Origin of the sequence: Streptomyces carminius (assembly GCF_002794255.1) — a bacterium.
Classification (GTDB): domain Bacteria; phylum Actinomycetota; class Actinomycetes; order Streptomycetales; family Streptomycetaceae; genus Streptomyces; species Streptomyces carminius.
Map to the genome: position 1 here is coordinate 24,951 of NZ_PGGW01000061.1, position 17,181 is coordinate 42,131.

The 17,181-nt window shown below is 75.0% G+C and carries 14 protein-coding genes; 8 read left to right on the plus strand and 6 right to left on the minus strand.

Annotated elements, in window-relative coordinates:
• Positions 1-28 precede the first annotated feature (28 nt).
• From CUT44_RS20935 to CUT44_RS20960, 6 genes are all read left to right on the plus strand, one after another.
• Positions 29-1,705, plus strand: coding sequence for an ABC transporter substrate-binding protein (locus tag CUT44_RS20935; protein WP_100203466.1), 1,677 nt, complete (start codon positions 29-31; stop codon positions 1,703-1,705).
• Positions 1,706-1,847: 142 nt separating this feature from the next.
• Positions 1,848-3,029 carry an ABC transporter ATP-binding protein gene (locus tag CUT44_RS20940; protein WP_100203467.1) on the plus strand — a complete coding sequence of 394 codons (1,182 nt, stop codon included), beginning with the start codon at positions 1,848-1,850 and terminating at the stop codon, positions 3,027-3,029.
• Positions 3,026-4,006 (plus strand): ABC transporter permease, encoded by a 981-nt coding sequence (locus CUT44_RS20945; protein ID WP_100203468.1) that lies wholly within the window; start codon positions 3,026-3,028, stop codon positions 4,004-4,006. Before CUT44_RS20940 ends, CUT44_RS20945 begins: the two co-directional genes overlap by 4 nt.
• A 4-nt stretch (positions 4,007-4,010) precedes the next feature.
• On the plus strand, positions 4,011-5,030 hold the full coding sequence (locus CUT44_RS20950) for an ABC transporter permease (protein WP_100203469.1): 1,020 nt from the start codon (positions 4,011-4,013) through the stop codon (positions 5,028-5,030).
• Positions 5,027-6,073 (plus strand): ABC transporter ATP-binding protein, encoded by a 1,047-nt coding sequence (locus CUT44_RS20955; protein ID WP_100203470.1) that lies wholly within the window; start codon positions 5,027-5,029, stop codon positions 6,071-6,073. The genes CUT44_RS20950 and CUT44_RS20955 overlap by 4 nt, the downstream gene beginning before the upstream one ends.
• On the plus strand, positions 6,070-7,515 hold the full coding sequence (locus CUT44_RS20960) for a GH1 family beta-glucosidase (RefSeq protein ID WP_100203471.1): 1,446 nt from the start codon (positions 6,070-6,072) through the stop codon (positions 7,513-7,515). The genes CUT44_RS20955 and CUT44_RS20960 overlap by 4 nt, the downstream gene beginning before the upstream one ends.
• 178 nt (positions 7,516-7,693) lie before the next feature.
• Here the strand turns inward: CUT44_RS20960 and CUT44_RS20965 are convergent, their stop codons facing one another.
• Both CUT44_RS20965 and CUT44_RS20970 read right to left on the minus strand, forming a co-directional pair.
• Positions 7,694-8,584, minus strand: a complete 891-nt coding sequence (locus CUT44_RS20965) for a lysophospholipid acyltransferase family protein (protein WP_233221538.1) — start codon at positions 8,582-8,584, stop codon at positions 7,694-7,696.
• Positions 8,585-8,710: 126 nt separating this feature from the next.
• Positions 8,711-9,619, minus strand: a complete 909-nt coding sequence (locus CUT44_RS20970; RefSeq protein ID WP_100203473.1) for a GNAT family N-acetyltransferase — start codon at positions 9,617-9,619, stop codon at positions 8,711-8,713.
• Positions 9,620-9,858: 239 nt separating this feature from the next.
• Between CUT44_RS20970 and CUT44_RS20975 the strand changes: the two genes are divergently transcribed.
• Positions 9,859-10,860: a DUF3048 domain-containing protein gene (locus CUT44_RS20975; RefSeq protein ID WP_233221540.1), complete on the plus strand. Its 1,002-nt coding sequence runs from the start codon at positions 9,859-9,861 to the stop codon at positions 10,858-10,860.
• A gap of 847 nt (positions 10,861-11,707) precedes the next feature.
• Here CUT44_RS20975 and CUT44_RS20980 read toward each other — a convergent pair.
• Complete coding sequence (locus tag CUT44_RS20980) at positions 11,708-12,472, minus strand: PaaX family transcriptional regulator C-terminal domain-containing protein (protein ID WP_100203474.1); 765 nt, start codon at positions 12,470-12,472, stop codon at positions 11,708-11,710.
• A gap of 107 nt (positions 12,473-12,579) precedes the next feature.
• On the opposite strand from CUT44_RS20980, the gene CUT44_RS20985 reads away from it, so the two are divergent.
• Positions 12,580-14,217 carry an acyl-CoA dehydrogenase family protein gene (locus tag CUT44_RS20985; protein ID WP_100203594.1) on the plus strand — a complete coding sequence of 546 codons (1,638 nt, stop codon included), beginning with the start codon at positions 12,580-12,582 and terminating at the stop codon, positions 14,215-14,217.
• Positions 14,218-14,624: 407 nt separating this feature from the next.
• On the opposite strand, the gene CUT44_RS20990 is transcribed toward CUT44_RS20985, so the two are convergent.
• The 3 genes from CUT44_RS20990 to CUT44_RS21000 are packed head-to-tail and all read right to left on the minus strand — an operon-like array spanning position 14,625 to position 17,175.
• Positions 14,625-15,542 (minus strand): endo alpha-1,4 polygalactosaminidase, encoded by a 918-nt coding sequence (locus CUT44_RS20990; protein ID WP_233221541.1) that lies wholly within the window; start codon positions 15,540-15,542, stop codon positions 14,625-14,627.
• Positions 15,539-16,249 carry a spherulation-specific family 4 protein gene (locus CUT44_RS20995; protein WP_100203596.1) on the minus strand — a complete coding sequence of 237 codons (711 nt, stop codon included), beginning with the start codon at positions 16,247-16,249 and terminating at the stop codon, positions 15,539-15,541. The genes CUT44_RS20990 and CUT44_RS20995 overlap by 4 nt, the downstream gene beginning before the upstream one ends.
• Positions 16,246-17,175 carry an NAD-dependent epimerase/dehydratase family protein gene (locus CUT44_RS21000; RefSeq protein WP_100203475.1) on the minus strand — a complete coding sequence of 310 codons (930 nt, stop codon included), beginning with the start codon at positions 17,173-17,175 and terminating at the stop codon, positions 16,246-16,248. The genes CUT44_RS20995 and CUT44_RS21000 overlap by 4 nt, the downstream gene beginning before the upstream one ends.
• Between the last annotated feature and the right edge of the window lie 6 nt (positions 17,176-17,181).

Below are 17,181 nucleotides of genomic sequence, written 5' to 3' on the forward strand. Positions count from 1 at the left end.
CCCGGAAGAACCACAGAGGAGAAAGATCATGAGAGTACCGGCCCGGACCAGAGCCGCCGCCGCGGCGGCCCTGAGCGCCACCGTCCTGCTCGCCGGCTGCACCGCCGGCGCCCCCGCCTCGGGCGGCGCCCAGGGCAAGGGCGGGAAGGGCGTGCTCACCGTCGGCATGCCCAACGGCCCGCAGACCAACAACAGCAACCCGTTCCTGAACACCTCCGCGGGCGCCTCCCTGGGCTACCGCTACATGATCTACGAGCCGCTGGCCATGGTGAACATCGTCCGCCCCACCGAGGAGCCCAAGCCCTGGCTGGCCAGCGAGTGGACCTGGGCGGACAACTACAGGAAGCTCACGCTCACCGTCCAGGACGGGCCCACCTGGTCCGACGGGAAGAAACTCAGCGCCGAGGACGTGGAGTTCACCTTCAACCTGCTGAAGGACAACTCGGCGCTGAACACCAACGGCGTCCCGTACGAGGGCGTCACCCGCAAGGGGAGCACCGTCGAACTGACCTTCTCCGAGTCGCAGTTCGTCAACCAGAGCAAGATCCTGACCACCTTCGTCGTGCCCAAGCACGTCTGGTCGAAGGTGGAGAACCCGGAGACCTGGCCCAACAAGGAGCCCGTCGGCACCGGCCCCTACACCCTGAAGACCTTCACCCCGCAGACCGTCACCCTCACCGCCCGCGACTCCTACTGGAAGGACGCGCCGGAGGTGAAGGAGCTGCGCTACACCTCCTACAACGACAACAACGCGCAGACCACCGCCCTGGCCAACGGCGACTGCGAGTGGACCTTCGTGTTCACCCCGGACTACAAGAAGATCTACGTCTCCAAGGACCCCGAGCACAACAAGCTCTGGTTCCCCTCCGGACTGGGCGTCCACGGCCTGTGGTTCAACACCGAGAAGAAGCCCTTCGACGACCCGGCGCTGCGCCGCGCCGTCAACCACGTCGTCGACCGGGAGGCCATCCACGTCCGGGCGCAGGCCACCCTCTACCCGAAGATCGAGAGCGTCACGGGCCTGCCGCTCCCGGCCGGTGAGCCCTTCCTCGCCCCCGAGTTCAAGGGCGAGAAGCAGACCGTGGACGTCGAGGCGGCCAAGAAGGAGCTCGAGAAGGCCGGCTACACCCTGTCCGGCGGCGTCCTGAAGGACCCGGACGGCAAGCCGGTGACGATGACGCTCACCGACCCGGCGGGCTGGTCCGACTACCTCACCGGTCTGGCGATCATCAAGGACAACGTCAAGAAGATCGGCATCGAGGCCAAGATCAAGACCCAGACGGCGGACGCCTGGACCGCCGCGGTGAACAACGGCGACTTCGACGCCACCCTGCACTGGACCAACAGCGGCGCCACCCCGTACGACATGTACCAGAACATCATGGACGGCGAGCTGTACCAGCCGCTGGGCAAGCCCTCCCCGGCCGGCAACTTCGGCCGCTTCCGGAACGAGGAGGCGACGAAGGCCCTGCGCGAGTACGCCAACGCGAGCGACGACGCCGCCCGTACCGAGGCCATGAACGAGCTCCAGCGGATCATGGTCGAGCAGGTGCCGATGGTCACCACCGCCGCCGCCCCCATCGGCGCCGAGTACGTCACCCGCAACTGGACCGGCTGGCCCTCGGAGTCCGACCCGTACGCCCCGCCGCAGCCCACCCAGCCCAACGCGCTGGACATCGTGCTGAACCTGAAGTCCGCCTCCTGATCCGGGGGCCGGAGCAGACCCCCGCCCCGCCACCGTCCTTCCCGCCCGGCGGCGGGGCGGGCCGCCCCCCTTCCCCCGGATCCCCCGGACACCCCCTCGGCCCGGACCGAGGACCCCACAGACACAGCAGAGAAGACATCCAATGTCCTCAGAACACACCGAACACACCGCACCCGCCGCACCCGCCGTACCCGCCGCCGACGAGCGCGTGGTGCTGGAGGCCCGCGGGGTGAGCAAGCACTTCCCCGTACGGCGCGGCCCGCGCGCACTGCTGGGCGGACCCCGGCAGGCCGTCCACGCCGTGGACGACGTCTCGCTGGAGCTGCGCCGCGGCTCCGTCACCGCCCTGGTGGGCGAGTCCGGCTCCGGCAAGTCCACCGTCGCCCGGCTGCTCGCCCAGCTCCACCCCCTCACCGCCGGTGAGCTCCTGCTGGACGGGAAGCCCGTGAAGGCCGGCCGGGGACGGGCGTTCCGCGCGTACTGCCGGCACGTCCAGATGGTCTTCCAGGACCCCTTCGCCTCGCTCAACCCCGTGCACACCATCCGCTACCACCTCACCCGCGCGCTGCGCATCCACGACCGGGCCGGCAACGGCCCGCAGGAACTGGAGCGGGCGCTGACCGCGCTGCTGGAACGCGTCCAGCTCACCCCCGCAGGGCGCTACCTCGACGCCTTCCCGCACGAGCTGTCCGGCGGGCAGCGCCAGCGGGTGGCCATCGCCCGCGCCATGGCCGCCGACCCGCGGGTGCTGCTGGCCGACGAGCCGGTGTCGATGCTGGACGTCTCCATCCGGCTGGGGGTCCTCAACCTGCTGCGCGACCTGAAGGAGCGGCTGGACCTGGCGATCCTGTACATCACCCACGACATCGCCTCCGCCCGCTACTTCGCCGACACCACGCTGGTGATGTACGCGGGCCGGATGGTCGAGGGCGGGGACAGCGAGACCGTCACCCAGCGCCCCGCCCACCCGTACACCCGGCTGCTGCTGGCCTCCGCCCCGGACCCGGACCGGGTCACCGGCCCCGGCGCCGGCACGGACGACGAGGCCGACGGCGGAACGGACGGGGAACCGGGCACGGACGCCGACCCCTCGGCCGGTGAGCCGCCCAGCCTGATCTCGCCGCCCGAGGGCTGCCGCTTCCACCCGCGCTGCCCGCTGGCGATGGAGCGCTGCCGCACCGAGACGCCGCCGCGCTTCGACCTCGACGACGGCCAGTGGGCGGCCTGCTGGCTGTACGACGCCCCGGCCGCCGTCCCCGCCGCGAGCGCCGCGGGCACCGGCACCACGAAGGGCCCGGGGGCCGGAACGGAGACGGCACCGTGAAGTTCTTCCTGCAGCGCACCGCGTTCTACCTGGTGACCGCCTGGGCGGCCATCACCATCAACTTCTTCATCCCGCGGCTGATGCCGGGCGACCCGGTGCAGTCGCTGATCTCCCGCTACCAGGGCCAGCTCTCCAGCAAGGCCATCGCCTCCCTGGAGACCCTCTTCGGGATGGACCAGCACCGCTCCCTGTGGCAGCAGTACCTCGACTACTGGGGGAACCTGGCGCACGGCGACCTGGGCCTGTCGTTCACCTTCTTCCCCACCCCGGTGGGCGAGGTGATGGCCCAGAGCCTGCCGTGGACCGTGGCCCTGGTCGGCACCACCACCCTGCTCAGCTTCCTGCTCGGCACCGCCATCGGCATCTTCGCCGGCTGGCGGCGCGGCTCCTGGCTGGACGGGATGCTGCCGGTGACCACGTTCATCTCGGCCATCCCGTACTTCTGGCTGGGCCTGATCGCCATCGCCCTGTTCGCCGTGCAGTGGCCGGTCTTCCCCGCGGCCGGCGGCTACGACACCGGCCTCGTCCCCGGCCTGAGCTGGGAGTTCGTCTCCAGCGCGCTGTACCACTCGGTGCTGCCCGGGGTGACGATCGTGCTCAGCGCGGTGGCCGGCTGGATCCTGGGGATGCGGAACATGATGGTGACCGTCTCCTCCGAGGACTACGTGATGGTCGCCCAGGCCAAGGGCCTGCCGGAGCGCCGGGTGATGTTCTCCTACGCCGCCCGCAACGCGATCCTGCCGAACGTCTCCGGCTTCGCGCTCTCACTGGGCTTCATCGTCGGCGGCACCCTGCTGGTGGAGATGGTCTTCTCCTACCCCGGCATCGGCTACGTCCTCTTCCAGGGCGTGAACGCCAAGGACTACCCGCTGATGCAGGGCGTCTTCCTGATCATCACGCTCACCGTCCTGGCCGCCAACCTGCTGGCCGACCTGCTCTACATGCTCCTCGACCCGCGCACCCGGAAGGAGGCCTGACCCGATGGCCGTACAGGCGACCGACAGCGCTCTCGCCGGTTCCTCCGCGCCCCCCGCGGCCCGCCGCGACCGGCTGCGCTTCCTGCGCAACCGCAAGACCGCGACCGGGCTGGCGATCCTGGCCCTGTTCGTCCTGCTCGCCGTCGCCGGGGAGTGGCTGGCCCCCCACGACCCGTCGGCGATGAGCGACGACGTCCTCCAGCCGCCGTCCCTCACCCACCCGTTCGGCACCACCCAGACCGGGCAGGACATCTTCTCCCAGGTGCTGGTCGGCACCCGGGGGGTACTGGTGGTGGGCCTCGTCGCGGGCGTCTGCGCGACGGTGCTGTCCGTGCTGGTGGGGGTGAGCGCCGGCTTCCTCGGCGGAGTGGCCGACGAGCTGCTCTCCGCGTTCAGCAACATCTTCCTGGTCATCCCCGGGCTGCCGCTGATCATCATCATCGCCAGCTTCCTGCCGGACTCGAGCGACCTGCTGATCGCGCTGGTGATCAGTCTGACCGCCTGGGCCTGGGGGGCGCGGGTGCTGCGCGCCCAGACCCTGTCGCTGCGCGGCCGGGACTACATCCAGGCCGCCCGCGCCACGGGCGAGTCCACCTGGCGGATCATCGTCTTCGAGATCCTGCCGAACCTGACCGCCGTCATCGCCTCCGGCTTCGTCGGCACGGTGATCTTCGCGGTGCTGTCGGAGATCACCCTGGCCTTCATCGGCGTCGCGGACATCTCCCACTGGAACTGGGGGACCATCCTGTTCTGGGCGCAGAGCAACCAGGCGCTCGGCCAGGGCGCGTGGTGGTGGTTCGTGCCCGCCGGACTGTGCATCGCGCTGCTGGGCACGGCGCTGTCCCTGATCAACTTCGGCATCGACGAGTTCGTCAACCCCCGGCTGCGCACCTCCACCGCCCGGGTCCGCGGCGCGGCCCGGATGCGGGTCGGCTTCACCCCCGTCGTCCGGACACCGCGCCGGGACACCGGGGCCGCCGGAGACACCCGGGCCGCCAAGGAAACGGAGGGAACCCTCTCATGACCACCCCGAAGGCCGCCTCCCGGTCCGCCTCCCTGACCGTCCCGCCGCCCGTGCTGGAGATCAGCGGCCTGTGCGTCGACTACGGCCTCGGCGCGGACGCCGTACGGGCCGTCCACGACGTGGACCTGACCCTGCGCCGGGGCGAGGTGCTGGGGCTGGCGGGCGAGTCCGGCTCGGGCAAGTCCACCCTCGCCTACGCCGTCACCCGGCTGCTCTCCCCGCCCGGGGTGATCACCGGCGGGGACGTCCGCTACCACCCGCGCGGCGGGGAGCCGGTGGACGTGCTGGCCATGACGGCGCGGGAGCTGCGCGCCTTCCGCTGGCAGGAGGTCTCGATCGTCTTCCAGGGCGCGATGAACTCCCTCAACCCCGTCCACACCGTCCACACCCAGCTCACCGACGTGCTGAAGGCCCACCGGCCGGACATGCCCCGGGCCGGGCGGACCGAGCAGGCGCGCGAACTGCTGTCGCTGGTGGGGATCTCCCCCGACCGGCTGGGCGCCTATCCGCACCAGCTCTCGGGCGGCATGCGGCAGCGGGTGATGATCGCGATGGCCCTGGCGCTCCAGCCGGACGTCGTCATCATGGACGAGCCGACCACCGCCCTGGACGTGGTGATGCAGCGCCAGATCCTGCGGCAGCTCGTCCGGCTCCGCGAGGAGCTGGACTTCTCGGTCGTCTTCATCACCCACGACATCTCGCTGCTGATCGAGTTCTCCGACCGGATCGCCATCATGTACGGCGGCCGGGTCGTGGAGCAGGCCGGGGCCGCCGAGATCTACCGCGACCCCCGTCACCCGTACAGCGCCGGGCTGCTGCACTCCTTCCCCGCACTGCACGGCCCGCGCCGCGAGCTGACCGGCATCCCCGGCTCCCCGCCCGACCTGCGGGCGATGCCGTCCGGCTGCGCCTTCCACCCCCGCTGTCCGAAGGCCTTCGCCCCCTGCGACCGGAAGACGCCCCCACTGGCGCCTGCCGATTCCTCAAGCGGCCGCAGCGTAGCCTGCTGGCTGAACGACGACCACCGCCCGGGAGAAGCATGACCGCCACCGCACCCGATTCCCCCACCGGCCACTCCACCGCCGCGGGCCCCGGCACCGGGCCCGCCGCCGAGCCCGTCGCCGGGCTGCCCGCGGACTTCCGCTGGGGGGTGGCCACCTCCTCCTACCAGATCGAGGGCGCCACCGGCGAGGACGGCCGCTCCCCCTCCATCTGGGACACCTTCTGCCGGGTCCCCGGCGCCGTGGCCGGCGGTGAGAACGGCGACACCGCCTGCGACCACTACCACCGGATGCCGCAGGACGTGGAGCTGATCGCCTCGCTGGGCGTGGACACCTACCGCTTCTCCCTGGCCTGGCCGCGCATCCAGCCGGGCGGGAGCGGCAAGGGCAACCCGCGCGGCATCGCCTTCTACGACCGGCTGGTCGACGAGCTGCTGGAGCGCGGCATCACCCCGTGGATCACCCTCTACCACTGGGACCTGCCCCAGGAACTGGAGGACGCGGGCGGCTGGCCGGCCCGCGACACCGCGCACCGGTTCGCCGACTACGCCGAGATCGCCCACGACGCGCTCGGCGACCGGGTCCGGCACTGGACGACGCTGAACGAGCCGTGGTGCTCGGCGGTGCTCGGCTACGACACCGGGGAGCACGCGCCGGGCCGCCGCGACTTCGGCGACTCGATGCGGGCCGTGCACCACCTGCTGCTCGGGCACGGTCTGGCCGCGCAGCGGCTGCGGGCCGCCGGGAGCGCGCCCGAGGAGCTGGGCATCACCCTCAACCTGGGCACCGCGACCCCGGCGGGCGACAGCGAGGCCGACCGGGCCGCCGCCCGCCGCGCCGACGGGATGGGCACCCGGCTCTACCTGGACCCGCTGGTGCACGGGCGTTACCCGCAGGACGTGGTGGAGCACCTGGCCGAGCGCGGGGTGACCCTGCCGGTGGAGGACGGCGACCTGGAGACGATCTCCACGCCGCTGGACGTGCTGGGCGTCAACTACTACACCGGGCACGTCTTCTCCGGCACCACCGAGGACGGCGCCACCACCGGCGAGGACGGTCTGCCGGTGACCCGGGTCGTACCCCGGGGCAGGCCGCGCACCGCGATGGGCTGGGAGATCGTCCCGGAGTGCCTGACGGAGCTGCTGGTGCGGCTGCAGAAGGACTACGGCCTGCCCACGGTGATCACCGAGAACGGCGCCGCCTTCGACGACACGGTCGCCGGGGACGGCGCGGTGCACGACGCCGACCGCACCGCCTACTTCGCCGACCACATCCGCGCGGTGGCGGCGGCGCGGGCCGCCGGAGCCGATGTCCGCGGCTACTTCGCCTGGTCGCTGATGGACAACTTCGAGTGGGCGTACGGGTACGACAAGCGCTTCGGCCTGGTCCGGGTGGACTACGACACCCAGCGCCGCACCGTCAAGGACAGCGGACTGTGGTACCGGGACACCATCCGGCTGACCCGTCGGGCCGCCGCGGGGTGACGGCCCCGCGGGCCGGGTCCCGCCGAGGGGCGGGACCCGGCCGCGAGCCCGGCTCCCGGGTCCCGAACCGGTGGCCGGGCCCGGGGCGGATGCCCCCCGCCACCGCCCCACCGCCTTCGCCCCCGGCCGCCGTTTCCCGTGAGTGCTGCCGCCACCGGGCCCGAGGCCAGAACCGGCATCAGGCCCCGGCCCGGACTCGGTCCGAGGCCGGGGTCGGCCCCGGGCCCGACCCCGGGCCGGGGCGGTGGCGGGCATCCGCCACCGCCCCGGCCGGCCGCTCCCCCACCGGCTCCCGCTCCCGGTAGCCCTCCCCGCCTTCCCCCGTGAGCGCCGCCACCACCGCCCGCTGCGCCGCACGGGCCAGGGCCCGCCGGTCGGGGTGGGCGCCGGCCGGCAGCGGCGGCAGCACGGTCACCTCGGCCACCAGTCCGCGGGCGGCGACCACCCGGCGCAGCGAGGCCACCAGGGTGTCGTCGCCGACGAAGGCCGCCTGGGTGGCCCGGTCGGCGGGTACGCCGGGCCGCCCGCCGACCGGCGGGTAGCGGAGCGCCACCGGCTGCACGGGCACCCCGGCGTCCAGCGCGGCCTGGAACACCGCCGGGCGGAACGCCCCCCGCTCCCTGCCGCACCAGGTGCTGCCCTCGGGGAAGACCGCCACGGTCGACCCGGCGCGCAGGGCTCGGGTGAGCGCGCCGACCGTCTCCGGCAGGGCCCGCAGCCGTTCCCGGTCGATGAACAGGGTGCCGCCGCGGGCGGCCAGCGGCCCCACCACCGGGTAGTCGCCGACCTCCCGCTTGGCCAGCATCCGCCCGGGTGCCACGGCGGCCAGCAGCGGCACGTCCAGCCAGGAGACGTGGTTGGCCACCACCAGCACCGGACCGGCCGCGGGCACCCCCGTGACCCGGACCCGGACCCCGGCCGCCGCGGCGACCGCCCCGGCCCAGCGCCGTACCAGCCGCGCCCGGCGCTCCGGGGCGCGGCGCCGTACGGCGGGCAGCGCCACCACCCCGGCCGCCAGGACCGCGAACAGCGCCACCCGGCGCGCCGCCCGCCGCAGCGGCCCGACCACCGCCGGACGGCCGGGCAGGCACCCCGTGACGCTGCACGGCGAGACCGGCAGCCAGGGAACGGAGCCCGCCGCCCCTCCTCCGTGTCCCCCGTGTCCCCGGCCTTCTCCACGGTCCGCGCCCATGCCTCACTCCGGCAGGAGGGAGAGGAAGTGCCGCAGGTAGCGCGGGTCGGTGTCGCGCAGCGAGAGCAGTACGTACAGGTCGGCCACCCCGAAGTCCGGGTCGTGGGCGGGCGGGCCGCAGACCTTGGCACCCAGCCGCAGATAGCCGCGCAGCAGCGGCGGCAGCGCGGCCCGGGAACCGGCGCGCGGCGCGCGTTCGACGGCACCGGGGTCCCAGGGGCGCCGGGGCCGCACCCGGTGCCCGGCGGGGGCCAGGTGCCGCGCGGAGACGGTGTCCCACACCCCGGCGGCCAGCGCCCCGCCGTCGTCCAGCGGCAGGGAGCAGCAGCCGCCCAGCCAGTTGTGGCCGGTGCGGACCAGGTACCGGGCGATGCCCGCCCACATCAGCGCGATGACGGCGCCGTCGCGGTGGCCGGGGTGGACGCAGGAGCGGCCCGCCTCCACCAGGTCGCCGCGGAGCCCGGCGCCGTCCAGCAGCCCGTCCAGCTCGAACTCGTCCTCGGCGTAGAGCCGTCCGGCCTCGCGCGCCCGTCCGGGCGGCAGCAGCCGGTAGGTCCCGACGACCTGCCCGCCCCGCCGCTCCCGCACCAGCAGGTGGTCGCAGTGGGCGTCGAGGGCGTCGGCGTCCAGACCGGTCTCGGCGCCGGTGAGCCGGGCACCCAGCTCACCGGCGAAGACCCGGTGCCGCAGCCGCTGCGCGGCCCGTACGTCGGCCTCGTCGCGGGCGAGGCCGACGACGTAGTCGCCGACGCTCCGCTCGACGGCGGGCGCGGGCGCGGGGCGGGGGACGGCGGGGAGACCGGGGACGGCGGAAGAGGGGGACCGGGGCGGTGACGGGAGCGGAGCGGGGGCGGTGGGGACGGACACGGCGGGTCCTCCTGGGCCGGGCGGCGAACGGGTCGCCTCCTTCATCGCCGGGCCGCCTGGCCTGGGTGTGACCGCCGTGGGAAGCACGGATGCGCACCGGCTGAACACCCGCCCCCGGTGGTCCGCCGCCGCCGGCGGTGCGTCGGCGGGCCCGGAACGGGGCATCACCCGCATGGCCCGCGGAGGCCGGGGAGCGGACATGAAAACCCGCGGCGCGGTCAAGGGATGGGGAGGAGTGCGGGGACACGCGGGTGTGCCCGGCCGGAGGAACGGCGAGTGAGCGAGTGGTGGACAACGGGGACAACGGGCGGATCCCGGCGCGGGCGGCGCGAACGCTGCCGGCGGTGTTGCTGGCGGTGGTGCTGGCCGCCGTGCTGGCGGGCTGCCCGGCCGGGAACGGCGGCGGAAACGGCGACGGCCAGGACACCGAGCGCTTCCCGTTCACCGGTGAACGCGTCGAGGACCCGTCGACCCCGGTGCTCGCCGTGAAGATCGACAACGCCCGGAACGCCCGCCCCCACACGGGTCTGGAGGCGGCCGACGTCGTGTACGTGGAGCAGGTGGAGTGGGGGCTGACCCGGCTGCTGACGATCCTCTCCTCCGAGCTGCCGCCCTCCGTCGGCCCGGTGCGCAGCGCCCGGGAGGCGGACATCGAACTGCTGCGGCAGTTCGGCGAACCGGCCCTGGCCTACTCCGGGGCGCAGTCCCGGCTCATCCCCGTGCTGGAGGACTCCCCGCTGCACCTGCTGCCGGCCGACGAGGTCCCCGACGCGTACTCCCGCAGCTCCGAGCGGTCCGCGCCGCACAACCTCTACCTGGACCCGGAGGCCGCGCTGCGCGCCGCGCCCGAGGAGGTGAGCGAGGCCAATGACATCGGCTTCCGCTTCGGTCCGGCCCCGGAGGGCGGACGGCCCACCGACGAGGAGACCGTCCGCTTCCCCAACTCCCGCTACACCTTCACCTGGTCGGCGGACGAGGAGCGCTGGCTGGTGTCCATGGACGGCGAACCGGCCCGCACCACCGACGGCGGCCGGCTGGGCGCCCCGACGGTCGTGGTCCAGCGGGTGGAGATCCGCGACTCCCGCTTCCGGGACCGGGGCGGCGGCGTCAGCCCGTACTCGGAGACGGTCGGCTCCGGGGAGGCGACCGTGCTGCGCGGCGGCCGGGCGTACGAGGCGCGCTGGTCGCGGCCGTCGGCGGAGGACGGCACGGAGTTCACCACGCCCGGCGGCGAGCGGCTGAACTTCGCCCGGGGCCAGGTGTGGGTGGTGCTCGCTCCGCGCTGAGCGCATGGCACGGGGCGCGTGCCCGGGCTGCGCCCGGGTGCGGGTTCTGTGGGTGCTGGGGTCGGGGCCGGTCCGGGGCGACCATTCCGGACGGTACGATTTACGGCCGTTGCCGTCCCACGTGTCGTGGCCCGCTCATTGGCCGCAAATCGCACTTGAGTGTCCGGAACGGCCGCCCCTCCCCGTCCCCTCCCCGCCATCGCCGGGTACACCCCGTCGTGCCTGCGGCCCTCCACGCCCACCAGCTCGTACACGTCGGGTGACGCCCCCGGCCGCACTGCCGACTACTCACCCCTGCACGCGAGAGCGACCAGGACATGCCTCGGTGCGGGCCGGGCTGCGGTTGTCCGGCCGGGACGCTGCTCGTCCCCGGTGTGCGGTGGTACCCCCTTTGGCGGGACCGGGGCGACCTGCGGGCACGTCCGGCGGGCCGGTCCGTACCGACCCCCGACCCGGCTCCGTGCGGCCATCCCGGACGCGGACTCGGCCGGAGGTGACCCTCCCGGGAACGGGTCCGGTCCGGGGGTATACGGGATGCGGCCGGAGAAATGCCCCGGGGACGGGCCTGGTCTGGAGCGCAGGGGAATCGGACCGGCAGCCGGGAGACGGCGGGAGGGGACGGGGAGGGGCGGCCGTTCCGGACACTCAAGTGCGATTTGCGGCCAATGAGCGGGCCACGACACGTGGGACGGCAACGGCCGTAAATCGTACCGTCCGGAATGGTCGCCCCGGACCGGCCCCGACCCCAGCACCCACAGAACCCGCACCCACCGCACCCCCGTTCCCGGGGCAGGACACGGAGGTGCGGTGGGTGCGCGGACGAACGGGGCCCGACGGCGCCCGTCCGTCAGGCCGCCGCGTGGCGCGACAGGACGGTGCGGAAGTCGGCCTCGAAGGCGTCGTAGCGGCGCCGCAGCTCCTCCCCCGGCCAGTCGCCGGGCAGGAGTTCGGCGGGCAGCAGCGGGTCGGCGAGCAGATGGCGCAGCACGGCGGCCGAGACGGTGAAGCGCCGGGCCAAGTCCCCGGCCTCCTCGGCGGCACCGGCGGCGGCCAGCAGCGCACGGGACCGTGCCGCCCAGCCGTCCAGGTCCCACAGCCGGGCGGCCAGCGCCGCCGGATCGCCCTCGGGGGCGCCGGTCAGCAGGGTGCACTGGCCGGTGACCACGGCCGGGCGGGGCCGCGGCAGGTTGGCGGGGCGCAGCCAGGTTCCCTCGCGCAGTTCGGCCAGCCGCAGTCCGGCCATGGCCCGGCGCAGGGCGCCCCGGTCGGCCGCGGCCCGGCGCTCGGCGGTGACGACGGCGATCTCCCATTCACCGCGCCAGTCGCGGGTGCGGGGCGCGCGGCTGTCGTCCTGGCGGGCCTGGCGCTCCAGCAGCCGCGCGGTGAGGCCGTAGGAGCCGTCCGCGCGCTGGACGAGGTCACCGGCGGCGACCATGCGCGACAGCGCCACCCGCACGGTGCCCTCGGCGATCCCGAAGACCTCCCCCACCCGTACCAGGGCCCGGGCGGGCAGTGCCGGCGGGTGGTGGCCGAGCAGGGTGCTGAGCACGACCGAGCGGGCCGTCAGCGGGCGCGGCGCGGCCGGGTCGGGGGTGCCGTCCGTGGTGTCCATGGGCAGGGCGATCCTAGCCCGCAGCGGGTGTTACGTTCTTCCGCCACGTGCAACCGATGTGTAACGTCGGAGTGCGGAGCCCGCCGTCCCGCCCCTTGGAGGCCGCCGTGAGCGCCACCCACGAAGTGACCAACCAGCCACCGCCGCCGACCGGCTTCACCGCGGCGGACGAGCCCGCCCTGCCGGAGGCGCTGCACCGGCACGGCGCCGGCTGGGGCGAGGCGGAGGTGCGGGAGCTGGGCGCGCTGGCGGGTACGCCCGAGGTGTGGGAGTGGGCCCGGACGGCCGAGGAGTGCCCGCCCCGGCTGCGCACCCACGACCGTTACGGGCACCGGATCGACGAGGTGGAGTTCCACCCCTCCTGGCACCACCTGATGCGCACGGCCGTGGAGCACGGGCTGCACGCCGCGCCCTGGGCGGAGCCCCGACCCGGCGCGCATCTGGTGCGCGCCGCCAAGTTCTACCTGTGGTCCCAGGCCGAGGCCGGGCACGGCTGCCCCGTCTCCATGACGTACGCCGCCGTTCCCGCGCTGCGCGCGCAGCCGGAGCTGGCCGCCGGGTACGAGCCGCTGCTGGCCGCCCGCTCCTACGAGTCCGGGTCGCGGCCGCCGCTGGAGAAGTCCGGGCTGATCGCGGGCATGTCGATGACGGAGAAGCAGGGCGGCTCGGACGTACGGGCCAACACCACCCGTGCCGTTCCCGCGGGCGACGGCACCTGCCGGCTCACCGGGCACAAGTGGTTCACCTCCGCCCCGATGAGCGACCTCTTCCTGGTGCTGGCGCAGGCGGAGGAGGGGCTGAGCTGCTTCCTGCTGCCGCGCGTGCTGCCCGACGGCACCCGCAACGCCATGCGTCTGATGCGGCTGAAGGACAAGCTGGGCAACCGCTCCAACGCCTCCGCCGAGGTGGAGTACGACGGCGCCCTCGCCTGGCCGGTCGGCGAGCCGGGCCGCGGGGTGCGCACCATCGTGGAGATGGTCAACATGACCCGGCTGGACTGCGTCCTGGGCACGGCGGCGGGCATGCGCGCCGGACTGCGGCAGGCCCTGCACCACACCGCGCACCGGCGGGCCTTCGGCGCGGCGCTGGCCGACCAGCCGCTGATGCGTTCGGTCCTGGCGGACCTGGCGGTCGAGTCGGAGGCCGCCACCGTGCTGGGCCTGCGGCTGGCGGCGGCGGTGGACGCGGCGCACGCCGGGGACGCCGCCGAGGCGGCCTTCCGGCGGCTGGCCCTGGCCGTGTCCAAGTACTGGGTGTGCAAGCGCGGCAGCGCCCACGCGGCCGAGGCGCTGGAGTGCCTGGGCGGCAACGGCTACGTCGAGGAGTCGGGCATGCCGCGGCTGTACCGGGAGGCACCGCTGCTGTCGATCTGGGAGGGCTCGGGGAACGTCGCGGCCCTCGACGTGCTGCGCGTCCTGGCGAGGGAGCCCGCCGCGCTGGACGCCGTCCTGGCCGAGGTGGACGCCGCCGCCGGTGCCGACGCCCGGCTGGACGCGGCCGCCGCCCGGGTGCGGGAGATGCTGCCGGAGCCGGCGGACCCGGCCGGCGCGCAACTGCGCGCCCGGGTGCTGGCCGAGCGGCTGGCGCTGGTGCTGCAGGGCAGCCTGCTGGTGCGGCACAGCACCCCGGCCGTCGCCGACGCGTTCTGCGCCTCCCGGCTCGGCGGGGACTGGGGGCACGCCTTCGGCACGCTCCCGGCCGGGGCCGACACCGGCGCGATCCTGGAGCGCGCCCGGACGGAGTGAGGCGGGGCCGGGCCCGCCGTCCGTCACGGACGTACGGCGCCCGGCCGGCCTGCGCCGGCCGGGCACCTCCCCGGAGCGCTACGCCCCGTCGCCCCACGGGCTGCCGGGCTCGTCGGCGGGCATGGACGTCCCGTGCCCGGGTCCGTCACCCCACGGGCCCTCGGGATCCTGTTGAGCGGGCGTGGACGTCCCCTGCTGGGGCCCCTCCCTCGGATCGATCTCCTCACCGGGCATAACCGGCTCCCCTCGAAAGAGACAGCGAAACTGACACATGTGAAGCTAATCGGAGACAGGGAGCGAAGAGGGCGAAAGACCTGTTTTCCTCGTGAACCGACCGCTCGGCTTCTCCTGGCTTGCGGAAAGGGCCGGATTCCGGCCGCTCCCGAGCACTTGAGGCACCCGGCCGCTCAGCAGGTGCTCCGCCAGGCGCCCAGGGCGAGGCGCTTGCGGATCGAGCTGAGGCCCAGGCGGCGCGAGAGGCCGCAGAACTCCTCGGTGGGCAGGGCGTACTCGGCATGGAGGACGGCCTTGCCGCGCTCGGTGAACGGGGCCAGCTTCGCGCACTCGCCGAACTCGGCGCACTCCTCGTTGACCGCGAAGTCGAAGACGTCCACCAGTTCGGGGATCTGGTCGAGGTCGTTCTTCAGGCCGGCCGACAGCCCCCGCTCGTGGGCGAGTGCGGCGACCATCCGGTTGAACGCGAGCTGGTGGGCGGCGGTGAGCGGGAAGCCGGTGTCGTGGCGGTAGCCGTCGAGCAGGTCGGGCTCGACGGCGTCGAAGCCCTTCTCCGCGCACATGTCCAGCCGGGCGGCCAGGACGGGGCGCAGCACGTCCAGCCGGCGGATGTCCACCCATCTCTCGCCGGGCCAGCCGTTGCCCCGGCCCAGGACGGCGGGCGGGTATGCGCCGCGGTCGGGGCGGAAGTCCTCCCAGGCCCCGGCGTTGAGGTAGCAGATCACCTTCCGGCCCCGGGTGTGCAGGGCGGCGACGGTGTCCGCGCCGTTCTCGAAGCCGTCGATGTCGAAGACCTCCGCGTCCACGGTCGGGTCGACGCGGCCCTGGAGCTGCCACTGCCAGGTGGTGCCGGGCTCCGGACGCCAGCGGGCTCGGCGAGGCGGCGGTCCGCCCGACCGGGGAGGGCCCGGCGCAGCGGTGTCCGGCGAGGAGGTGTCCGGCGGAACGGCGCCGGTGGAGCCGGTGGGGAGGGGGCCGGGTGCGGTGGCGGTGCCCGTGGGGACGGGGTCCGGCCCGGTGGCACCCGGGCATCCCGTCAGGAGCAGCAGGGCGCACAGCGGCGGCAGCAGGGCGGCGAGGCGGCGGTTCACGGCGGCCCTCCGGAACGGCCGGCGGCCGGCGGCACCGACCGCCAGGGGTTGGCGCCCCGGCCCGGCACCGCGCAGTGCACCGCCGCGCCGCGCTCGTGCGCCAGCCGGGCCACCGCGGTGTCCAGGTGCCCGGGCACGGCGTACACCAGATGGCAGAAGCGGTGCGGGGGGTGGCCCCGGGTCCACCGGGGGACCTCGGCACGGCGGTAGTCCGTCCAGCTCCCCTCGAAGGTGACCAGCAGATCGGCCAGCCGCGCGTATCCGGGGTCGGGGTGGGCGCCAGGGTTGAGGACGGCCGTGGCCGCGCCCAGTCGCCGGGCGGCCCGCACCAGGCGGCGGTAGCGGGGCAGCGAGGCGGGAACGGAGGCGGCCCGGTCGAGGAAGACGCCGTCCACGCCGTACCAGCGGCGGTGGCGGTACACGTCGCGGAGCACCGCGCGCGCCGGGCGCGTGCCGTAGTCGGTGTCCGCGTAGCCCAGCAGCGGCACCCCGGCGCGGCGCAGCCGGGCGGCGGCCGAGGCGAAGGCCGGGTCGGGGCGCGGGCCGGGGCCGTCCGCGGCGTTGAGGACGACGCCGTACAGCCGCCCGGCGGCCCGGGACAGCGCTGCCCAGGCCGCCGGGTCCGCGGCCGGGTGGACGTACAGCGGTACGAGCAGCCGGCCCGGCGCCCCGGCGGGCTCCCGCGCGGCGGCACCCGCGGCGCTCACGGGGCCGCTCCCGCGCCGGCCGTCCACAGGTCGGCGAGGGACTCCTCCAGGGTGCGCCGGGGCCGCCAGCCCAGCGCCCCGGCGGCGGCGGAGACGTCGGCCTGCTGCCAGGCGACGGCGGCCGAGCGCGCCGAGCCGTCGCCCTTCTCGTCGATCCGTCCCCGGAAGGCGGCGGCCCGGGCCAGCCCTTCGGCGACGTCCCGCACGGGGCGGGCCCGCCCGCCCGCGATGTTGAGCACCCCGGGCAGCGGGCCGGGGGCGAGCGCGGCGGCGGTCGCGGCGGCGGCGACGTCGCGGGGGTCGACGAAGTCGCGGTACGCCGACAGGTCGCCGACCCGCACCACGCCGCCGGCCCGCCGCAGTTCGGCGGCGAGCCGGCCGGGCAGCGAGAAGGGCGGGGCGCCGGGGCCGGCCGGGTTGAACACCCGCAGCACCACGGCGTCCAGACCGGAGCCGGTGACCGCCAGGGTGCCGGCCAGTTTGGCGGCGCCGTACAGCCCGACCGGACGGGTGGGATGGTCCTCGGCCAGCGGGTGCCCGGGCTCGCCCGGCCCGTACTCCGCCGCCGAGCCGAGATGGACCAGCCGGGCACCGGGCACGGCCGCGCGCAGGGCGGCGCACAGGACGGCCGGGCCGCGGGCGTTGGCCCCGGTGAGGTGGAGGGCGTCGCCGCCGACGGCGCCCGCGCAGTTGACCACGGCGTCCGGGCCCAGGTCCGCCAGGAGGGCGGCCAGTCCGGCCGGGTCCGCGGCGGCCAGGTCCACCGTCAGGTCCACGGTGGGGTCCGGTGCCGGTCCGGAGGCGGCGGGTGCGGCGGGGCCGGGGGCGCGGCCCGCGCGGAGCACCTGCACGCCCGGCCGGGCGTGCAGGTGCTCCGCGGTGTGCCTGCCCAGCCAGCCGGTGGCCCCCAGGACGAGTACGCGCATGCGGGA

What these genes read in the sequence shown, in the direction of transcription:
- CUT44_RS20935 (WP_100203466.1), top strand. Translation starts at nt 29, where the DNA reads ATGAGAGTACCGGCCCGGACCAGAGCCGCCGCCGCGGCGGCCCTGAGC.
- CUT44_RS20940 (WP_100203467.1), top strand. Translation starts at nt 1,848, where the DNA reads ATGTCCTCAGAACACACCGAACACACCGCACCCGCCGCACCCGCCGTA.
- CUT44_RS20950 (WP_100203469.1), top strand. Translation starts at nt 4,011, where the DNA reads ATGGCCGTACAGGCGACCGACAGCGCTCTCGCCGGTTCCTCCGCGCCC.
- CUT44_RS20955 (WP_100203470.1), top strand. Translation starts at nt 5,027, where the DNA reads ATGACCACCCCGAAGGCCGCCTCCCGGTCCGCCTCCCTGACCGTCCCG.
- CUT44_RS20960 (WP_100203471.1), top strand. Translation starts at nt 6,070, where the DNA reads ATGACCGCCACCGCACCCGATTCCCCCACCGGCCACTCCACCGCCGCG.
- CUT44_RS20970 (WP_100203473.1), bottom strand. Translation starts at nt 9,619, where the DNA reads ATGAAGGAGGCGACCCGTTCGCCGCCCGGCCCAGGAGGACCCGCCGTG.
- CUT44_RS20980 (WP_100203474.1), bottom strand. Translation starts at nt 12,472, where the DNA reads ATGGACACCACGGACGGCACCCCCGACCCGGCCGCGCCGCGCCCGCTG.
- CUT44_RS21000 (WP_100203475.1), bottom strand. Translation starts at nt 17,175, where the DNA reads ATGCGCGTACTCGTCCTGGGGGCCACCGGCTGGCTGGGCAGGCACACC.